Origin of the sequence: Archangium lansingense, assembly GCF_026626635.1 — a bacterium.
GTDB classification, from domain to species: domain Bacteria; phylum Myxococcota; class Myxococcia; order Myxococcales; family Myxococcaceae; genus Archangium; species Archangium lansingense.
The window spans coordinates 3,738,681-3,757,520 of the sequence record NZ_JAPNKA010000001.1 but is presented as its reverse complement, the minus strand read 5'-3'; the positions used below and the strand labels follow the sequence as shown (position 1 = coordinate 3,757,520).

At 68.2% G+C, this 18,840-nt stretch carries 12 protein-coding genes; 1 reads left to right on the top strand and 11 read right to left on the bottom strand.

Features of this window, described 5'->3' with window-relative positions; all coding sequences use genetic code 11:
* Position 1: 1 nt before the first annotated feature.
* Entirely contained in the window at positions 2-2,278 is a 2,277-nt protein-coding gene (locus OV287_RS15290) for a membrane dipeptidase (protein ID WP_267534750.1), read from the bottom strand.
* Positions 2,279-2,374: 96 nt separating this feature from the next.
* On the opposite strand from OV287_RS15290, the gene OV287_RS15285 reads away from it, so the two are divergent.
* Positions 2,375-2,728: a hypothetical protein gene (locus OV287_RS15285; protein ID WP_267534749.1), complete on the top strand. Its 354-nt coding sequence runs from the start codon at positions 2,375-2,377 to the stop codon at positions 2,726-2,728.
* A 22-nt stretch (positions 2,729-2,750) separates the two neighbouring features.
* Here the strand turns inward: OV287_RS15285 and OV287_RS15280 are convergent, their stop codons facing one another.
* The 10 genes from OV287_RS15280 to OV287_RS15235 form a co-directional block, all read right to left on the bottom strand.
* Positions 2,751-7,358, bottom strand: a complete 4,608-nt coding sequence (locus OV287_RS15280; protein ID WP_267534748.1) for an OmpA family protein — start codon at positions 7,356-7,358, stop codon at positions 2,751-2,753.
* 102 nt (positions 7,359-7,460) lie between these two features.
* Positions 7,461-7,670 (bottom strand): hypothetical protein, encoded by a 210-nt coding sequence (locus tag OV287_RS15275; protein WP_267534747.1) that lies wholly within the window; start codon positions 7,668-7,670, stop codon positions 7,461-7,463.
* A 520-nt stretch (positions 7,671-8,190) separates the two neighbouring features.
* A complete protein-coding gene (gene cglD, locus OV287_RS15270; RefSeq protein WP_267534746.1) occupies positions 8,191-10,665 on the bottom strand; it encodes an adventurous gliding motility lipoprotein CglD in 2,475 nt (824 codons plus the stop codon).
* 209 nt (positions 10,666-10,874) lie between these two features.
* Positions 10,875-11,819 carry a DUF2381 family protein gene (locus OV287_RS15265; RefSeq protein ID WP_267534745.1) on the bottom strand — a complete coding sequence of 315 codons (945 nt, stop codon included), beginning with the start codon at positions 11,817-11,819 and terminating at the stop codon, positions 10,875-10,877.
* A gap of 55 nt (positions 11,820-11,874) precedes the next feature.
* The gene (locus OV287_RS15260; RefSeq protein ID WP_267534744.1) at positions 11,875-14,004 is read right to left on the bottom strand and encodes a serine/threonine protein kinase; all 2,130 of its coding nucleotides are present in this window, start codon (positions 14,002-14,004) and stop codon (positions 11,875-11,877) included.
* 134 nt (positions 14,005-14,138) lie between these two features.
* Complete coding sequence (locus tag OV287_RS15255) at positions 14,139-14,900, bottom strand: serpin family protein (RefSeq protein WP_267534743.1); 762 nt, start codon at positions 14,898-14,900, stop codon at positions 14,139-14,141.
* A gap of 851 nt (positions 14,901-15,751) precedes the next feature.
* Positions 15,752-16,420, bottom strand: coding sequence for a TetR/AcrR family transcriptional regulator (locus tag OV287_RS15250; RefSeq protein WP_267534742.1), 669 nt, complete (start codon positions 16,418-16,420; stop codon positions 15,752-15,754).
* A gap of 80 nt (positions 16,421-16,500) precedes the next feature.
* Positions 16,501-17,112, bottom strand: a complete 612-nt coding sequence (locus OV287_RS15245) for a DUF998 domain-containing protein (RefSeq protein ID WP_267534741.1) — start codon at positions 17,110-17,112, stop codon at positions 16,501-16,503.
* A gap of 83 nt (positions 17,113-17,195) precedes the next feature.
* On the bottom strand, positions 17,196-17,564 hold the full coding sequence (locus tag OV287_RS15240; protein ID WP_267534740.1) for a peptidase associated/transthyretin-like domain-containing protein: 369 nt from the start codon (positions 17,562-17,564) through the stop codon (positions 17,196-17,198).
* A gap of 59 nt (positions 17,565-17,623) precedes the next feature.
* Positions 17,624-18,550, bottom strand: coding sequence for a M12 family metallopeptidase (locus OV287_RS15235; protein ID WP_267534739.1), 927 nt, complete (start codon positions 18,548-18,550; stop codon positions 17,624-17,626).
* Positions 18,551-18,840: the final 290 nt, after the last annotated feature.

Below are 18,840 nucleotides of genomic sequence, written 5' to 3'. Positions count from 1 at the left end.
CTCAGGGCACGGTGGCTCCAATGGCCTCGGCGCGCTCCCAGACCTGGAGGTAGCCCTCGGCGGAGTTCATCAGCGGATCCAGATCCTGGCTGCGCAGACCCTGGCGGCGGAGATCCGAGATGAAGTCCGGCATCATGCCCGCGTGGGCCACGCCATCCTCGTTGATGTCGAACACCTTGTTGCCCACCACGCTGCGCTCCAGCTTCGTGACGCTGTTCTCCACGGCGATGCTCAGCGGGTAGCTCGTTCGGGCCACCTGCGCGGCGGAGCTGCCGCCGTGGCACGCCTCAGCGCCAAAGCGGGGGCTCGGCAGGCCCGCGAAGCCGTTGAAGTCCGTGCCGAAGCCCACCGGCATCCCGCTCAGCTGCTTCGTCAGGTAGAGGTACGCCTGGGCCCAGCTCTGCGAGGTGCTGCCGCACTGGTGGTCCACCACCGGCTGACCCGCGCCGCGCCAGGTGGGGATCTCGTCGCGATTGCCCTGGTCCAGGATGAGCGACACCATGCCGCCCACGTTGCGGATGCGCTGGAGCTGCTCCGCCTTGAGGCTTCCCTCGTGGCGCTTGTTGCCGCGGGCCGTATCGAACAGCGTGGTGTGGCCGCTCACCACCGGGTAGCCGTAGGGCTCCACCATCCCCAGGGTGTCATCGAAGGCCAGCTTCGACATGTGGTCGATGTCGATCAGCATCTTCCGGCGCATCATTCCGCGCACCAGCGTGCGGCCCAGCGTCGTGAGCCCCTGCGCGCCGCAGATGGGATCCTTGGCGATGTCTCGCTTGTAGACGTAGCCCTCCTGCTTGCAGTCGCGAGAGTCTCCCTCGGTCGTGATGCTGGTGAGCGCCGAGCCCGCGAAGGCGTTCTGCTTGAAGTGGATGGGGAAGAGGTGGCGCAGGCCCATGGCCTGGTAATGGTCCAACCGCTCCTCCACATACGCGCTCGTGCACGAGCTGTTGCGGCGGCAGTCGAAGAGGTAGTCCACCTCGGCGCCCAGCACCACCGCCAGCTTGCCCTGGGCGATGACGGTGCGGGCCTCCGCGGGAGTCTTCACGATGCGGAACCAGCCGCGCCCCGCGCCGCCCGCCTTGTTGTCGAGGTAGCTCTGCATGGCGTAGGCCTCGGCGATCTGGAGATCCACCGCCTCCATGTCCTCTCCCGTGCGGCCCGGCGCCTTCGTGGCGTAGATGGGGAAGCCGAAGATGTCCTGGTTGTTGACGGCCAGCATCACGAGCAGCCGCAGACCGCCCTGCACGGAGCGGTAGAGCCAATCCTCATACATGGACTGGTGCGTGTAGCTGTTCCAGCGGGGCCAGCCGTCGTACTGCGGATAGCCGCCCACCCGATGGCCCGAACCGCCCGTGCCGTAGCCGAGGGTCGCCATGATGCTGCCAAAGGAGTCCCGAGTGCCCCCTGGCCCATGGACAGTGTCACACCACGGCAGGGTGGAGCTGAGGGGACCGTAGGCCTTGCCGTAGAAGGCCAGGCCGCCGAAAGCAAGGTTGGCGAACGGATGCGCATGGAGATCCGCGAAGCCCTTTGCGGGCGCCTTGCAGGTGCAGGTGACGCCGGTGTCGCCTTGATCGGCGGCGACGTCGGTGCAGGCCAGGCAGCTGCCCGCATGAGGGCCACTGGTGACGAGCCCCCGCACACACGTGCCGCGCTGGCCCCAGTTGGCGTCACGGTTGGCGCAGAAGGCTTCACAGCTCACCGAGCCGCTGTTCCCGGACTTGGTGAAGGTGCCAGCCGGGAGGGAGGAGTTGCACTCCGTCACCGGGTTGCAGGTGGTGTCATTCACCTCGAACTCGCCCCACATGCCGGAGGTGCCCTTGTTCACGCAGCGGGTCGGGCGCAGGAAGGTGTAGCCGGCCACGGTGGCGCCGGTGGCCTGGCACGCACTCTCCCAGGAGGTGTTGGGAGGGATGTTCAGCAACTGCGCCGAGTGCTGGCGCCGGCCCGAGTCCGTGCACCGATCCTGCTTGAAGGTGCTCCAGTTGGGATTGCACGAGGTGTCGGGCACGTCGAACTCGCCCCACATGTTGGTGCTGGTCCGCACGCAGCGATTCGGCCGTGCGTACCAGCGCCCATCGATGGTGGCGCCCGTATTCGCGCAGGCGGTCTCCCACGAGGTTCCCGAGGGGATGCCCCAGAGCACAGAGGACTTCTGACGCTGGCCGACGCCCGTGCAGGCGTCCGACTGGAAGGTTCCCCAATAAGGAGCGGCGAGTGCTGGTGAGGCGCAACACAGCACCCAGCCCATCACGGCAAAGCGAAGCATTTTCATCATGGTGTGGTGACTCTATCGGAGTCTGGGAATTGAAGAAGGCGCTCGAGTCCTGCGCCGCATCACCCCTCTCATTTCCCCTCGCCCCCCGGGAGAGGGATGCTGGTAGCTGACATGGACATGCTGGAACTCCAGGAACAGTTCATCGGGGCGCTGCTCGACGCCGTCCCCGAGCCGTGGGAACGAATCGAGGTGCAGTACGAGAACTTCGCGTGGAGCGACGACCGCTCGGAAATCTATGTCGCCAATCGGTTCCTAGCCGGCGAGAAGGCCGACGTGGACCTGTCGCTGGAGGCGATCGAGGCGCTGGCGGCCCTGCAGGCACACCCGCCCGAGGGCCAGGGCGAGCCCTGGACCTGGCTCACCTTCACCATCAATGCCACGGGCGAGTACCACTTCGACTACCGGTACGGCGTGCCGCCCCTGATAGCCCGGGAGATGGCGGCGCAATGAACTCGCAGTCCTCGATTCCGCATCAATTCGTGATGATGAACTCCACGCGACGGTTCTCGCTTCGGCCTGCCGGCGTGTCGTTCGATGAGACGGGACGCGACGGACCGTAGCCCCGGGCCTCGAGGCGAGAGCCCGCGATGCCTCGCTGGATGAGGTAGGTCCGCACCCCATTCGCACGCTCCTGGCTCAGTGTGAGATTGAGCTGTTCCTGTCCCGAGTTGTCCGTATGGCCCTCGATGCGGAGCGAGACCTTGGGCCGCGACTTCAGCAGCTCGGCAATCTCATCCAGTATGCGCGCGCCGTCCCCCTGAATCTCGGCAAGGCCCACCGCGAAGACGATCTTGCGGCCCGCCAGGGAGAGCCGCTCCTCCTTCACTGGCGCCTCCTTCACCGGCGCCTCCTTCACCGGAGGCGAGACAAGCTCGGGGCAGCCCTGCAGGCTCGGCACTCCCACCTCCAGCGGACAGCGGTCCGCCTTGTTGGGCACGGAGTCCCCGTCGTCATCGGAGTCGGGGCACTGCTCGGGCGTGTGCTTCCGCCCGTTCTGGCAGACGTCCTCGGGCCGAGGGGGTGGAGCCCAGGCGATTCCCACCCCCGCCCGCCACGAGGGCGTCCCCGGGATGTCGGTGAAGCCACGCCCGGCGAGCGCACTCACCTCGAAGCCACGTCCGATAGGCAGCCGCACCCCGCCGAGCAGCTCCACCGCCACGTCCGGGTGCACCAGCGACTCCGCCACCTGCAGGGCCAGCTCGCCGCGAAGACCGCTCCCCCGAGTGGCCACCACCAGCGCCTGCTCCAGCTCGGTGCCCACGTCGCGGCCCGGCTCGACCTCCTTCGATCTCACCCGCGCGCCCACGCTGGCTCCCAGCACGAACATTCCCACCTCGCGACCCAGTGAGACGCGGGGCCAGAACTGGAACCCGGCCCAATGCTCCTGGCGTCCGAACGCACTCGCACTTCCCCCCGGAAGCCCCACGTCGAGCCCCACCGCGAGGGACACCGGCGCCCCGTCCTCGCGCCGGAGCAGCGCGTAGCGTCCTCCCACCTCCGGCGTCCCCAGCCCCGAGGACGAAGGTTTGGAGACACCAACCAGCGTCTCCGCGCCATGGCCACCCTGGGAGATGATGACCGGCAGCCGGGCGGACAGCTCCAGGCGCTCCATCGGAGACCACGCCCCCATGAGCCAGGCCGACGTCCGATAGTGCAAGAGGGAGCGGTCGTCCCCATCACTGCCCCGCAGCACCAGGATGCCGCGCTCGTAGTTGGTCAGGAGGCTGAGGCGATAGCCGCCAACGGGAAGCAGTCGTCCGGAGTCCACCAGCAGCGAGTCCGTCGCGGCGGCGCTGAGGCGCAAGCGCTCCACGTCGAATGCAACCAGGGGGCTGGAGGGCGTCTGCCCCGAGGCGCTGGTGGCAGCCAGGGCCGCGACGAGCACACAGGTCCGTGCCTGTTCGCGGCGTCGGCGGCCCGCCCAAACGGCGAGGAGCAACAGCACGACCAGCGCCGCGTCCGCACCTCCACCGGCGGCCTGACAGCCACCGCCGGCAATCGACACCACCCGGGCTTGAACGGTCACGGTGAACGAGCACATCGCCTGATTGCCCGCCTCATCCTCCGCTGTCGCGGTGACCGTCGTCGTCCCCGTCGGCAGGGTGCTCCCCGACGGCGGCGAGTACGTCACCTGGGGATTCGCGGTGATGGCGTCGGTCGCGGTGGCGGGGGGATACGTCACCGGCGCCCCCGCTGGCTCCGTCGCCTCCACCACCAGGTCCTCCGGGCAAATGATTTCCGGAGGCGTCTGGTCGACCACGGCGAGCGTCACGGTGGCGACGTTGCTGTCCAGGCCGCAGTCCCGTGCCTGGAAAGAGAAGCTGTCTGGCCCCAGGTAGCCCGGCTCGGGCGTGTACGTGACGGAGGGGGGCGTACCGCTCAGCGTCCCGTGGGCCGGAGGGGTGACGATGACGAAGGTCAACGAAGTATCCGCCTCGGCATCCGTCGCCACCAGCGACAGATTCACGGGCTCACCGTACGGCGTGGAGACCGTCAAGTCCTCCGCCACTGGCGAGGTGTTCTCCAACACCGTCACCATCCGCCCGCCGCCTCTCGCGTTGGCGAAGACGGAGAGCGCATAGGCACCTGGCGTCACGCGGGCGGGAATGGGCACCGTCACGCCGGTGGCGGACATCTCGGTGCCCGGCAACGTCCAGAGCCGGCGCCCCTCGGCCGCCTGCAACCGCACCAGCGGGAAGCTCGTCGCGGAGTCCCTGTAGTCTCCCGTGCTGGCTCCGGAGATGCCCCGGAACAGCGTGCCTGTGATGCGTGCGGAACAGGCGTGCATCACCACGTCGGGCCCCGTCACCACCGGACGCCAGGCCGGCTGCGCCCCGGTGTCCTCGTACAGCTCGGCGCTCGCCAGCCACGCGCCCCCGGCGCCCTGCCCTCCCAGCGCGAGCACCTCGTTCGAGGGCAGGACGACGGTGTCGAAGCGCAGCCGCTGGGCCGCGAGGCCCGACGCGAGCTTCCAGGTACGGGTCGCGCTGTCGTACAGCTCCGCGGTGGCGAGTACCGTTCCCCCCGGCCCCTGACCTCCCACGACCAGCAACCGGCCAGAGGGCAACAGCGCGGCCGAATGGAATGCGCGCGGGCTGGCCAGTGACCCCACCGGGGCCCAGGTGTTGGAGACCGGGTCATACAGCTCCGCCGAGGCCAGCTCCGCCGCGAGCGAGGTCCCCGCCACCGCCAGCACCCGGCCCGACGGCAGCAGCGTCAGGGTGAAGGAGGTCCGTGCCTGCGAGAGGCTCGCGGCAGGGGCCCACGTGTTGGAGGCCGGGTCATACAGCTCCGCCGAGGCCAGCGGTGCGCCTCCGTTCTCGCCCCCCGCCACCAGGACCCGGCCGTCGTGCAGCAGCACGGCCGCATGACGCGAACGGGGCGTGGCGGCCGAGCCAGCGGAGCTCCACGCGTTGGCAGCCGGCTCATACAGCTCCGCCGTCCCCGTGCCCGCGCCGCCCACCACGAGCACCCGGCCCGAGCCCAGCACCGTCGCGGTGTGCCCATCCCTGGCGGTCGTCATCGAGCCCGCGGGCGTCCAGGCATCGGCCAAGGGGTCGTACCGCTCCGCCGAGGCCAGCGGCCCCCCGCCATTCCCACCTCCGACGGCGAGCACCTGGCCGGACGGCAACAGGCTCAACGTGGCGCGCTCCCGCGCGGTGGCCAGGGAGGCGGCGGGAGCCCAGGTGTTGCTCGCGCGCGTGTAGCGCTCCGCGATCCCGAGCACGCCACTCGCGCCCCGGCCCCCTGCGGCCAGCACCTGTCCCGAAGGCAGCAGCACGGCGGCGGAGCCCCGGCCCTGCACGAGATTGCCAGCCGGAGCCCAGCGGTCGCCGGAGGCATCATAGAGCTCCACGTTCGCATAGAAGGCCGTGCCCGGATTCGAGCTGTGGCCTCCCATGATCAGCACCTGACCCGTTGTCAGCAGGGTGGCGGTGGCATTCTCGCGAGCCACCGCCATCGTACCGGCGGCGGCCCAGGTTCCCGTCGCCGGGTCATACAGCTCCGACACGGCCTGCGCGTTGCGCGCCCCGTCCGAGCCTCCCTGGACCAGGACCTTGCCATTGGGCAGCAGGGTGGCCGTGTGCCCGTTTCGCGGATGGACGAGCGCACCGGTGGCGGTCCACGTGTTGGCCACCGGGTCATAGAGCTCCGCGTGGTTGGTGACCCCCGCGCTCGTGAAGCCTCCCGCGAAGAGGACACGACCATCGGGGAGCAGCGTCGCGCTCGCATAGTGCCGGGGAACGAGGGGAGGCGCCGCCAACGACCAGGTCCCGGAGGCCGGATTATAGAACTCCGCGACGGGCACCTCTCCCATGGCGCTGCTGAAGCCGCTGGCCACCAGCACCCGGCCATCCCTCAGCGAGGTGGCTGTGTGAGCCCGGTGGGCAACGGACATGGAGCCGGTGGCCGTGAAGGTGTTCGTCGCGGGGTCGTAGAGCTCCGCCGTGTTCAGGCTGGAGCCTCCCACGACGAGCACCTGCCCCGAGGACAGGAGGGTGACGGTGGGCAGGGTGCGAGTCGCGGACATCGCCCCCGTGGCGGACCAGGTGTTCGTCGCGGCGTCATAGATGCTTGCCGACCGGTTGCCATCCGTCACGACGAACGCCCTCCCGGTGGGAAGCAGGACGCCCGACGTGGTGTTTCCCGAGATGCCTGGACTTCCGGCGGAGGCCCAGGTGCCGGTCTCCGGATCGAAACGCTCGGCGGAAGTCACGAACCCATTCCGGTTGACGCCGCCCGCCACCAGGACATCGCCGTCGGGCAGGAGCAGCGAGGCGTGCTGCGACCTCTCACTCGCCATGCTGGCCGTCGACGACCAGCCCGGGGCCGCCACCAGCGGCGCGGTGAGCCCCTCGAGGGAGACCTCGGTGACGAGGCCCACGCGGGGCCCCTCTGCCTCGGCGAGGTTGGCTCCAGGGGACGCCGTCACGTCGGCGGCGAGCTCGGGGAAGTATGTCCGCGCCAGGGCGACTGCCTCCGCCGAGGATGACAGGGTGCCCTTCTGCTCGCATGAGAGGACGAAGACACCGCAGAGCATCACGAAGACGAGGCGTCCCGAGACCCAACCTGTCTGCATTCACCCTCCAGGCCCAGGCCTGCGCCATGGGCTGACGCGCCGGGGGGCGCGCCCGACGCGGAAGTCCTCCGCGTGTGACTCGGCGTGTATCACGCCCACGGGTCAATAGGCCCGGGTCAATAGCAGTGTCGGCACCGAGCCGCCCTCGCGCCGCACCGTCACCTGCACCGGCGTGCCGGGCGAGCCCTGCGTGCGGCGCTCCACCTCCGTGCGCTGGCGCCACTGCTGGCCACCACCCTGCTGCTCGTCGAAGAGCGAGGGAAGCGCGTTCTCCAGTGGGAGGAGCTCACCCGGAAGGCCCAGCAACAGCATTCGGCGGCTCCATCGGGAGAAACTCGGTTAAGGTGCGCTGTCTCACTCAACCCACCCGAGGTGTCCCGTGAAGCGGTCTTTCTTTGCGGTAGCGGTCCTGTTCAGTGTCTCTCTCCTGGGCTGCGGAGGATCCGATGTCGAGGTTCAGTCCGAGGAGCCCGCGACGGCCTCCGTGGAGTCCGCGGTCTGCGCCTCCGGAACGCCGGCTTGCGAGCAACTCGACCTGACGCATTGCCCCAAGAGCGGTTTGAAAATGGACTGCTGCGCGTTCGGGAACACCTATTCGTGTACCTGCTTCGCCGGCGTCTGGGCGTGCCCCTGAGTCTGCTGCGGTGAGTGTCAATGCAGTTGTCGCGGGAAGCCGGCTCGAGCAGTGAGTCGAAACGAAGGCCCTGCAGAACTGCAAGCAACGCGAATCTCCCTGCCGCGCAGCCAGAAGCCCTCGGCGAAGCAACCCGCCTTGCCGAGGGCTTCCTGAAGAGAGAGGCCCAATACCCACTGGAGGGCAGGGCCAGACACGTCAGGGCTCTCGCGCCCAGGACGGCGTGAGGTCGGACCAGGAGCGATAGGAGACGGCGGCCTTCGTCGAGCCCGCCACGCTGGGGCGGCACGCACCGTAGAAGGACAGCACCTGGTTCACGCCGTCCACGTCGAAACCGTTCACGCGGCTGCGCGGCAGGTCATTCGCGTTGCACGACAAGGGATCCAGCACCGACTCCACGGCCACCCGCACCGAGGCGCCGATGGGCGGCTTGAGCGTGCGGTAGCCCGAGGAAGCGATCGCGCTGTCCATGATGGCGTTGAGGGTGTTCTGGATGGACACGGTGCTGCGGATGCTGCCCGAGATGCCGCCCGTGGCCTGGATGACGTCCACGTGCCGCGGGTTGTTGATGGGCTCGCCCGGGTAGCACTCGCCACCCGCCGCGTCGCAGACGATGCCGTGCATGGGAATGAGCTGGCCGGTGGGGTTGGCACCCATGAAGTAGTTGACGTACGTGCTGACGGGCGTGCCTTCATCGCCCGAGTCGCGAACATCGGTGAGGAGGATGACCACCAGCTTCGCGCCCGGCCGCAACTTCTTGTCGGCGGGGGTGGCGGAGTGGGTCATGTAGTCCACCGCGGCGCGCGCGCCGTGCAGGGTCTTCTCGTCACTGGAGCCACTGGTGCCGATCCAGCACCCCTGGGTGGTGTCGGGACAGGGGGCGGTCTTCTGCAGCCACGCCTTGAACTGATCGATGTTGCGCGTGAAGCCGCGGAACACTCCGGCGTTGGGCAGGCCAAGACCGGTCTGCGTGTAGGACGAGCTCACCATGCCGATGCGCCAGTCGAGCTGGGAGTTTCCCAGCCGGCTGGCCACGGCCGTGGCGGCCTGGCCCAGTGCGTTCTGCGACGTCTCCATGGAGCCGCTGTCGTCCACTACGAAGAGGAAGTCGGTCATGCCGTTGTTCGCGGTGAAGGTCTCGCACTGCAGCGCGTCCGTGTCACCGAACCGTGCCAGGGCCGAGCCACCCGCGGTGTCCCCCATGACGAAGAGCCCCGGCTCCACGAAACGGCTGGAGGGCGTGATGGCCAGCACCACCACGACACTCTGGTTGGAACGGTGGACGTACTGCGCCTGGATCTTGTACGGCCCGCTCACTCCCGCGCCCCCCGAGAGCACCCCAGCCCCCGAGCCGACCAGCGTGTTGGCCACGGAGTTGGCGTAGTCGCGCAGGTTGGTGGTCGTGGACTGGTCGTAGTGGGCCAGCACCGCCGGGTGGCCATCCCAGGTGGTGAAGGTCTGGGTGGTGACGGTGGTGGACGTCACCGGCGGGAGGAACTGGCCGCGCACGCCCAGCTCGTCGTTCACCGCCGTGGTCGAGCTGCCCACCTGGCCACGCGTGTAGGCGATGAAGGCCACCTTGTGGGTGTCGTCATAGCCGATGAGGCCGCGGCCATTGCCGCCCACGAGGAGCTGCCGGACCTCCTGGAAGGAGGGCCGGAGCGCCAGACGGAGGTCACCGCCAGTATCCTCCGTGAAGCTCACCTGCCGCAGGTTCTGGGGCGCACAGGCATGACCGGCCGGCGTGTTCGGAGCGCCGTCGCTGCCATCGCGAGGGTCCGTCTCGCCCGGATCCACCCGGCCGTTGTGGTTGGTGTCCTCCTGCCCATCCAGCAGCCCATCGCCATCCGTGTCCGCCACCACCGGGTGCGTCGTGGTGGAGGGGTCCATATCCACCGGGACCGAGGCACAGCGTGGATCGACCCCCGCCGTGATGCCCAACTCGACACCATCGGGGATGCCGTCCTGATCCGTGTCTTCCCAGACCGGGTGCGTCTTCAGTCCGCCCGAGTAGACAACGTCGTACTCCTGCCCATTCGGCACGCCATCGCAGTCCAGGTCCCTGTCCGGAGCCCTCGGATCATCCGGGGAGCCTGCGTCCACCGGGGAGCCCGCGTCCGTCGGCGAGCCTGCGTCCACCGGGGAGCCCGCGTCCACCGGCTCCTGGGTCCCACCATCCTGCGGGGCGCCGCCTCCATCTGGCACCCCTCCGCCACTGCTGGCGTCATTCGGGTCCGTCTCGCCCGGATCCACCCGGCCGTTGCGGTTGAGGTCCTCCTGCCCATCCTTCAGACCATCCCCATCCGAGTCCGCTAGCGCCGGGTGCGTACGGGTAGAGGGGTCCGCATCCGCCAGGGTCACGAAGGCACAGCGCAACTCGATGCTCGATGTGCGTCCCAGCTCGACACCATCTGGGATGCCGTCCTGATCCGTGTCCTGCGAGGTCGGGTGCGTCTTCAGCCCCCCCTCGAGCACGGAGATGGACTCCTCGTAGTCCGACAAGCCATCGCAATCCAGGTCAACGGTCCCTGGGATTCCTGAATCGATCTCATCCTCGAACCCGACGTTGAGTTGAGGGCCAGCCTCATCCGGTGGGACACCCAGTCCACATCCAGAGGACAAGAGCGCGCCTCCCAGGGAGAGCGCCACGAACAACCGAAGAGAAGAGGTCATAGGCCGTAATCCCGGGGGATCCATCCCCCTCAGGGGTTGCGGAGATTACACGACTGGTCTGACCTCGCTGGCTGGTGTCCTCACGGAGGAGTGGGAAGCGCCGTGGTGCCGGGTGGGGGCTCCTTCGGCTCGTACCGCGTCTACCTCCACCTCGGGCAAACCTCTCCAGCTCGGGACACGCGGGGCCGGTGATTCGCCCTGGCCCCGCTTCAGGGGAACGTCACGTCGCGTACGGTGAGGGTGCGCGCGCCACCCGCCTCGCCCAGCTTCAGGAGGAAGGTGCCACGGGCCTGCTCCACCGTGGCCTCCGCCTCCACCACGAGCTGGTGCCGTGCTCCCGGTACGAGGGACTTGCGCTGCCACACCCGCACCACCCGCAGCCGCACGCCTTCCGTGCTCACCAGCTCCGCCCCCTCCACGCCCCGCGCCGTCCAGGGCTGCGTGCCTGTGCTCTCCACGTAGAGCTCCACCGCCACGAGGCCCTGTCGCTCAACACGGTAGCTGTAGGCATCCTTCACCATGAGCGTCTCGCCGGGGCTCTGGGTGAAGTCCCTTCCGCGCAAGAGCTTCCGCCCCACGATGCCCTCGCCCCCACCCACCAGCCCGGCCTCGACCAGGTCCGTGATCCCCTCGGGACGCCGCCCTTCCGGGCCAGTGCGCTCCTGCTCCCGCGCGGCCTCGCACCGCTCGGCCCGCTCGCGCTGCTGCCGGGCCTCCTGGTGCAACGGCGAGCAGACACCGGGCTGGCGGATGACCTGCACCTCGTGCTCGCCCCGGGTGGGGTGCACCAGCAGCCGGAAGGTGACGCGCTCGGGACCCTGTCCCTCCGCGAAGTGCACCGTCACGGTGAGCGGCCTGTCCGGCGGTGGGACGCCCGAGGGCCGCAACGTCACCATGCCCTCGGCCTCATTCACCGCCTTCTTCACCCACTGCTCGTCCACCTCCACTCCACCGGGCCGCAGCGGCGCATCGAACACCAGATGGGTGGAGTGACGGGGGCTGACGCGCACCGGGTGTTGCTCCCGCGCGCTCTCCGCCGTCAGCTCCAGGCGGCGCGCACCCGGCGTGTCCCACTCCTCGGGGGCGGGCCAGGCGGGGGCGGACGTGGCAGTGAGGAGCGCGAGCAACAGGGGGGCGGCGAGCTGGGCGGACATGCGCGGGACGACCTCCGGAGTGACCCAGAGTAACAGAGACTTCCGGCGTCACCCCCTACCTCTTCTCCCGCTCCTTGTACTTCCACGCATCCCCGAAGCGCTCCACGGGCCTTAGGAACCCGCCACTCTCGGTGATGGCGGTGTCCTGGCCACTCCCCTCGAGTTTCTCCCAGCCCCAATTCGGCCCGTCCCGATACTCCAGGCACACCACATACGATTTCCCGTCGGGCGTGTGCGCCTGGGTGAAGCGGCCCTGCACGCGACGCTCGCCGAAGAGCCGCTCACCGGAGAACAGGGTGCCCTCGGGCAGCTTGCCCCAGTCGTCGACCCCCAGACGCAGGGTCACCGGGCCCGGGCGCACGGTGATGATGGGGTCGGAGCCTTGAATGTACACATGCCCAGTGGAGCCACGGTACAAGAGGCCCAGTTCCTCCATGGACTGGGCGGCACCGGGTGGGCACTCGGCGGGAGGCGGGAGCTGGGGCGGGGGCGGGGGCAGCACCTGGGGAGTGGTGGTGGCGGCGGGACAACCGCTGCCGAGGGTGCAGGTGAGCACGACCGCACTCACCTTCGCGGCCGTGGAGCCTGTCTGCTTGGGCTGGAGCTGCTGCGGGGAAGCGGGAGCCTTCGCTGGAGTCTTCTTCTTCACGCGCGTCTCCTGGGAGCGCGTCGCACGGGCGACGGGCGCGGGGGTTGCCGCCACTGCGGGCGTCGCGCCGCCGTCACCTTCTGGCCGCTTCCACGAGGGCGCCACTTCCTGGCCCTCCGGCTCCAGGGTGATAGGAAAGAACTCCGGCGGTAGGCTGGCGCGCGGTGTCCCCAGCGGTGGGGTGGTGGACACGGAGCCACGCGGCGCCAGGTGCCCGGCGAGCCACATGCCCAGGCCCACCACCAGCACCACCCCGGCGGCCTGGAGCACCCGTCGCGAGCGCGCCGCCAGCGGAACGGCGGGGGGAGCGGGTGGTGCCTCCGCCAGGGGCGCGTCCTCCTCTCGCACCACCTCCGGCGCGGTGAGCGGCACGGCCTGCCCCGAGGACTCCTGCGCACATGCGGGCGGAGCCTCGGGGGACACAGACACTGGCGGCTCCACCTCAGAGGCCACGGTAGACACCTCGTCCAGCGCACGCGGCTTGCCGCGCACGAGCAGGTGCCCGTAGGAGGCCAGCCGCGCGTGGAGCGCCAGCACGTCCCCGCCCGCCCACATGTCGCGCTCGAGCACGGTGGTGGCGGTGTGTGGCCCCCAGGCCTCGCACAGCGGTGTCCGCCACGCCCCGTCCGCCTGCTTCAACGCCTCGCCCAACGCCGCGTCCACCGCGAGCGCGTCCGCGTACCTCTCCTCCGGCTGCTTGCGCAGCATGCGCCAGCACACTTCGCCTAGCTCCCTGGGAACCCGGGGGTTGAGCACGTGCGGCACCGGCGGCTCCTCGTGCAGGATGGCGTGCACCAGCTCTCCCTCGCAGCCCTGGAAGGGCAGCCTGCCCGTGAGCAGCACGTACAGCTCCACCCCGAGTGCCCAGAGGTCATCCGCTGGGCAGGGGCGGGAGGACTCCTCGCCGCGCCAGGCGCGCCACACGCGAGGGCTGAGGTAGGACCAGGTGCCTGGGGGAAAGGCCCCCGTCACCGGAGGAGCGCCCTCGTAGGTGGACACGCCGAAGTCCACCAGCACCAGGCGGCCTTCGCCGTACACCAGCAGGTTGGCCCCCTTCACGTCGCGGTGGATGATTCCGGCCGCGTGTACCGCCGAGAGCTGGCGCGCGCCCTGGCGGAAGAGGAGCGCCATCTGGAGCGAGTCGGGGTTGTGCACGCCAGTCCACACGCCCAGCGGCAGCCCGCGCACGTAGGGCATGACGAGGAAGAGGTAGAGGGGCTGGTGCTCGGGCCACAGGCCATGCTCCACCAGGGGCAGGCCGCCCGCCTCGCTCAGCTTCTGCATGACGTCCCGCTCGCGCAGGGCCCAGTGCCGGCCACGCGGCAGGAAGAGGAACTTCACCGCATAGGTGCGGCCCTCGCGCACGGCGCGGAACACGGTGCCCTGGCCGCCGCTGCCCAGCTTCGCCTGCAACTCGTAGCCGGCCACCTCCAGACCCGGCCGGGGCTGGTAGTGCTCCGGCGCCTCATGCGGAAGGTGCGGTGCTTCCAACCCTCGCAGCTCGTCCCCAGCGCTGTGCGTCCCGGCCTCGCTCATGCGCGCCTCACCTCCGAGGTGGGCCAGCCTAACATGACCGCTGAAAGCCGGTGCGCGCGGACGGACGCGAGCAGCCCCTCCCCTCACCGGGAGCCAGTCTGGAGGCCCCTTTCCCGGGTGGAGGTGACTTGTCATCATGACAAGTGAAGATTCATAAATATGCAGGATAAACAAATCTTCACTTGTCCTGATGACAAGTGCGGGCCCGGGAGCAGGAGCCACAACGAGACGTGCTGCCCGCGGTAGGGCAACTCCACCCACTGGCACCTGGGGCCTCGCGCATACCTGAAGCGCGCGAGGTAATGGTGCATCATCGGCACCTCCACCGTGCTCCCATCGAGCAGGCGGAAGGGTCCGGGCTGGGTGCATGCGTCCGGGAACGGTTCTCGCCAGCGCGCCTGGAAAAAGACTGCGTTGGCCAGGAGCAAGCGCGTCGTGGAGTCCAGCTCCCCGGGCGTGACGAGCGAATCGATGAGTCCTCGCGTCTGCTCTCGCACCCAGCCGTTGATGTGCTGGCAAGCCTCCTCCCGCGAGCGCTCGAAGTCCACCGGGGTGTAGGTGGCACCGAAGAAGGTCCGGAGCACCTCCTCGAATTCGGGCCGCAGTGGGTGGCCCAGTTGGAGCCAGAGCGCATTGGCCGAGGAGAGCGTGCACGCCTCTGCGCTGGAGTCCGCTCGCAGCGCCTCGGCCAAGGCGTGCACGGCCGAGGCCAGTGCCTGGGACTCCCCGGGCCAATGCAGCGCCCGCTTCAGCTCCGCCTCCGTGTGGACCCTCGCCCCTTGTCGCAGCATGGCCAGCAGCGTGAAGACAGACAGCGGTGAGTACACGAGGTTGCCGGAACGCTCCCTCAGGGCCTCGTGGAGGGCGAAGCCAAAGCGCCGGCTCGCCAGGGCCACACTCCTCGCTTCCGCCACATCCCCTTCTCGAACGGTGCCCTGGCCCAGTGTTCTCCCGGAACAGAAAAAGGCCCCAGGTCCCAGAGAACCTGGAGCCCTGAAGCAGGGGCCAGGACAGCTCAGGGCTGAAAGGCAGAGCTCATGCCCTGACGTCCCCCACTTCCACCCCCCAACCCCAGCTTGGCTCCAGCGCAGGGGCTGGCCCAGCGAGCGTCCGTCGGGCCATCTCCGCCGCCCGCTTCGGACCGATGAGTGGTTCGAAGCGGTCCAGCGACGTCGGGTGGATACGGTGGCGATCGTCAAACGAACTTCAGTGCGTCACAGCGAAGTGCAAGCAAAAGTCTTCGGCACACACCAGGTTCCGCTCTCCAGACTCACGCACTGATTCCACGAATAACAACCATCATCGCACGTGTCCCCCAGGCTCGTGCACACGTAGCCCGCGCCGTTGCCCCAATCGCAGCAGCCGTTGGCGCTACCCGTGCACCCCACACCATTACAATAACCAACAATGACACGGGACTCCTTGGTTCCCAGCTCAGAGCCATCGGAATCCAGCGGCATCTCGGTTCCACCACAGCCGACCGCGAGCGCAGCAGCTGTAAAGAACGCAGAAAACACAACGGGCCTCAAACCACGCATCATAGACGACTCTCCTATGTGCTCGCGTCTAGCGCCGCGAGTTCCTTTGACATCATTTTGTGCCGCTATGCGGCGAGGAATCAGCCGTCAACGGACGGCGGCGAGCGCAGCGCTGGCGCCCGCCCGGGAGAAGGCTCACGCCGTGACGAGGCCGATTCCGGAGGTACCTCAAAGGACGAGTGCAACGCGTCCGGTGAAGTCACGGCGAATTACTGTGATTTCCTCTCCGAGCCCAATCCGTTGCGAATGAAGAGGATCGCCTGGCGGGCGAGTGCCCGCCGGCGCTTGAGGTTCAATTTCTTACGCAGGGAGTCCGAGGCAAGGACTTCGTGAAGCTCGGCACCAAGCTCCTGGAGAATCACATCCGTCAGACCGGGGCCAATGATAGTGGAGACGAACCGGGTGGCGATATCGAGGTCCGGAGCTTCGAGGGCACCGTCGCGGGTCCCCTCCTCCAGAATGGCGCGGAGCTCCACGATGCCGGCCTCGCAGATGGCCTTGTAGAGGCCGCGGACCTCTACCACCGCAGTCGGAGCGGCGGCGGCAGCGGAGAGCCGGGCCAGGCGCGGGTGCTCGACGAGGAACGCCATGCCACGCTCGATGAACGTCTCGAGGCGAGCCCAGAAATCACCCTCCGGGGGCGCCGCACCGATGAACTCACGCTTGCGGCGCGGGGCTTCCTCGGTGAGGAGCCATCGGTACAGGTCGAGCTTGTCCTCGAAGTACTGGTAGACACTGCCCTTGGGGATGTTCGCACGACGCGCAATCTGCGAGAGCGAGGCCTCGGTGTAGCTCCGGTCGGAGAACTCGACGATGGCCTCGTTCACGAGGCGATCCCTGCGCTCATCGGGGAGTCTGAAGAATGTGCTCGTGGGCATGTGACCAGTCAGTCATATGACTGGCTGGTCACATTGGCAAGAAGAAATTCGTCGGGACTTCAGTTAGCCCGACGTAGCGGTCATGGCGTCCTGGCGTCAGCGGCTTCTGAGCTGAATGCCGCGAGCACCATCCAGCCGACGATCGCGCATTCGACGATCCGCTGGGCAAGGCCGCGCCACGGTTCGGCTTCGGGTGCCCCCATGACGACGAGTCCGGCGATCACAACCACGCCAGCGGCGATGGCGAAGCGTCCGACGGTGCGCGAGCTGCCACCTGCGCCGACGAGGCCCAGGCCAAGGCCCGCCCCCAGATAACCCGCGAGCCCGATGAGGTTGTGCAGCACCTGCTGGCCGGAGCCAGTCGCAGGACATCCCGCGTCGCATGGCACGAAGGCGGCGCCTATGTAGGAGCCACCTGCCAGCGAAATGAGGGCGAGTCCGGCCGTCACGGCCCGGTGGCGGGGCAGCACGCCCTTCAGGCTGAAGGCCGCGGCGATGAACAGCAGGCCCGTCGGCAGGAAGGTGAAGAGGTTGACCGCCGAGGCATCAGGCGCACCGGCCGCACCGAGCTCGCTGATGTAGTCGCGGACGTGGCTGTAGCCTGGGAACATCGCGCCGAAGACGAACGGCGCGGCGATCGTCGCCAGCGCGGCGACGCTGACGATCAGACGTGTAGAGCGTAGACGTGACACCCGGCAGCACCTCGATTCGCGCACCATGGGTCGCGGCGCGGCTGGAAGTCTACGCAATACGTCCCCCATCCCGCCTTTACGCTTCAGTCCGGGAGCGTGAGATGCGCGTTCTCGGAGTCGATGCCGCACGAGGTCTCCTTGACGGAGATACTCTGCTGGGCGGTGCGGGTGCCATCCGCGCTCGTCGCCCGGACCAGATAGTTCCCGGTTCCATCGCCGCCCGTCCACCACTCACAGTTCTGCCCGGTCCCAGCCGACTCGGCGCACCAGGCAGACTGCTCGGAGCCTCCATCCGGGGTGAAGGTGACGCGGGCATCCCGGACCGGATTGCCCTGCGTATCCACCACGGTGACCATGAAGGCCCCGTTGCGCATGGCCGAGCAGACCATCGGCTCACAAGCGGGCAACAGCGGGAGGACGGCGAGCAATAGGGCAGCACGAATCAGACGCATGAGACTCCTCGGGTTTGAACGTGTCCTTGAGCGCCTTGTAGTTGTCCGAGCCGGAATGGCTATTGGCAGACGCCGCTGTAGAAAGCTTTCACTTCGTAGGCATCGCTCGGGGTCATCCCCGTCTTGTTGTACGGGTCGGTCAGCGTGTGCTTGCCGGTCTTGTCCACCATCGTCTTCTGGCCGTTATTCGAGAATGCGTATTCGCCATAGATCATGATGGAGTCGAAATCGAACGAGGAAAAGGTCCGCCCCCCAGGGGTCGGGGTGAAGTTGTGCCGCTGCTCTGGCGAGACGTTGTTGAGATAGACGTTGAGATAGCTGTCTCGGTCTGGACGGTTCTGTTCGTGATCGAAGCCAACGGCATGAAGCATCTCATGAACAACCGTTCCCAGATAGCCACAGCCCTGCCCCAGGCTGAGATCCTGGACCCCTGAGCCGGTGACTCCCAGGTACGACCAGCAGCCAGTGCCCTGGTACATCCTGATGTACTTCTGCTCGTTGGTGCGAGGCACGAACTTGATGCAGCCCCCGGTCTGCTGGCGGATGTGATCCGCCGCTTGACGGATCATCGGGGCGAGGTGGCTGAGCGAGGAGTCGATGACATAGGGAATCGTCCCTTTGGGCCAGCGCTGACTGAGATTGTTGATGGCGACGGTCTTCGAGTCCTGACCGATGACGTCCTCATAACGGCCGAGGGCGATGTCCCCCTGGGTGATGGCCATGTTACCGCTCTTCACAATCGAAGTGGTCACGGGCTCCGTGTCCTCGCGCCACCGGACCATGACGGGCACCGTGGGCTGCTCCACGGCCCCCGGACGCCAGGGCTGCTCGTCCGGTGTCGTGCCGGGTTCCGGGTTGGGGGCGAGGGTCGGTTCCGTGGACGGAGGCACGACCTTTTCCATCGACTTCCGAGCGCCGGCAATCCCCAAGGGAGCGACCACCAGGAGTGCTGCCGCGAGCGAGTGAATCCACTGTCTGTTTGCCATGTGTTCCTCCAGAGAGACATCCCCGCCCCTTCAAACCTCGGGCCAGGTGCTCATCAAGAGCCGAAGGAGGAGACGCTCGCGCATGAGGAGGTGGCTGACGCGTCAATGAGACGCGCTGACACGACACGGACATGTCACCAGGCCCCCGAGGTAGCCGCCCTCCCCTCGGCCCCTTGGCTCCAGCCCTCCCCCCTCCACAGGGCCCTCATCCCGCCTATACGCCAACCGGTCCCACTGTGTGACTGCGACACCAGGGCTCCGACATCCCGTCGAACAGCCACGATCCGGGC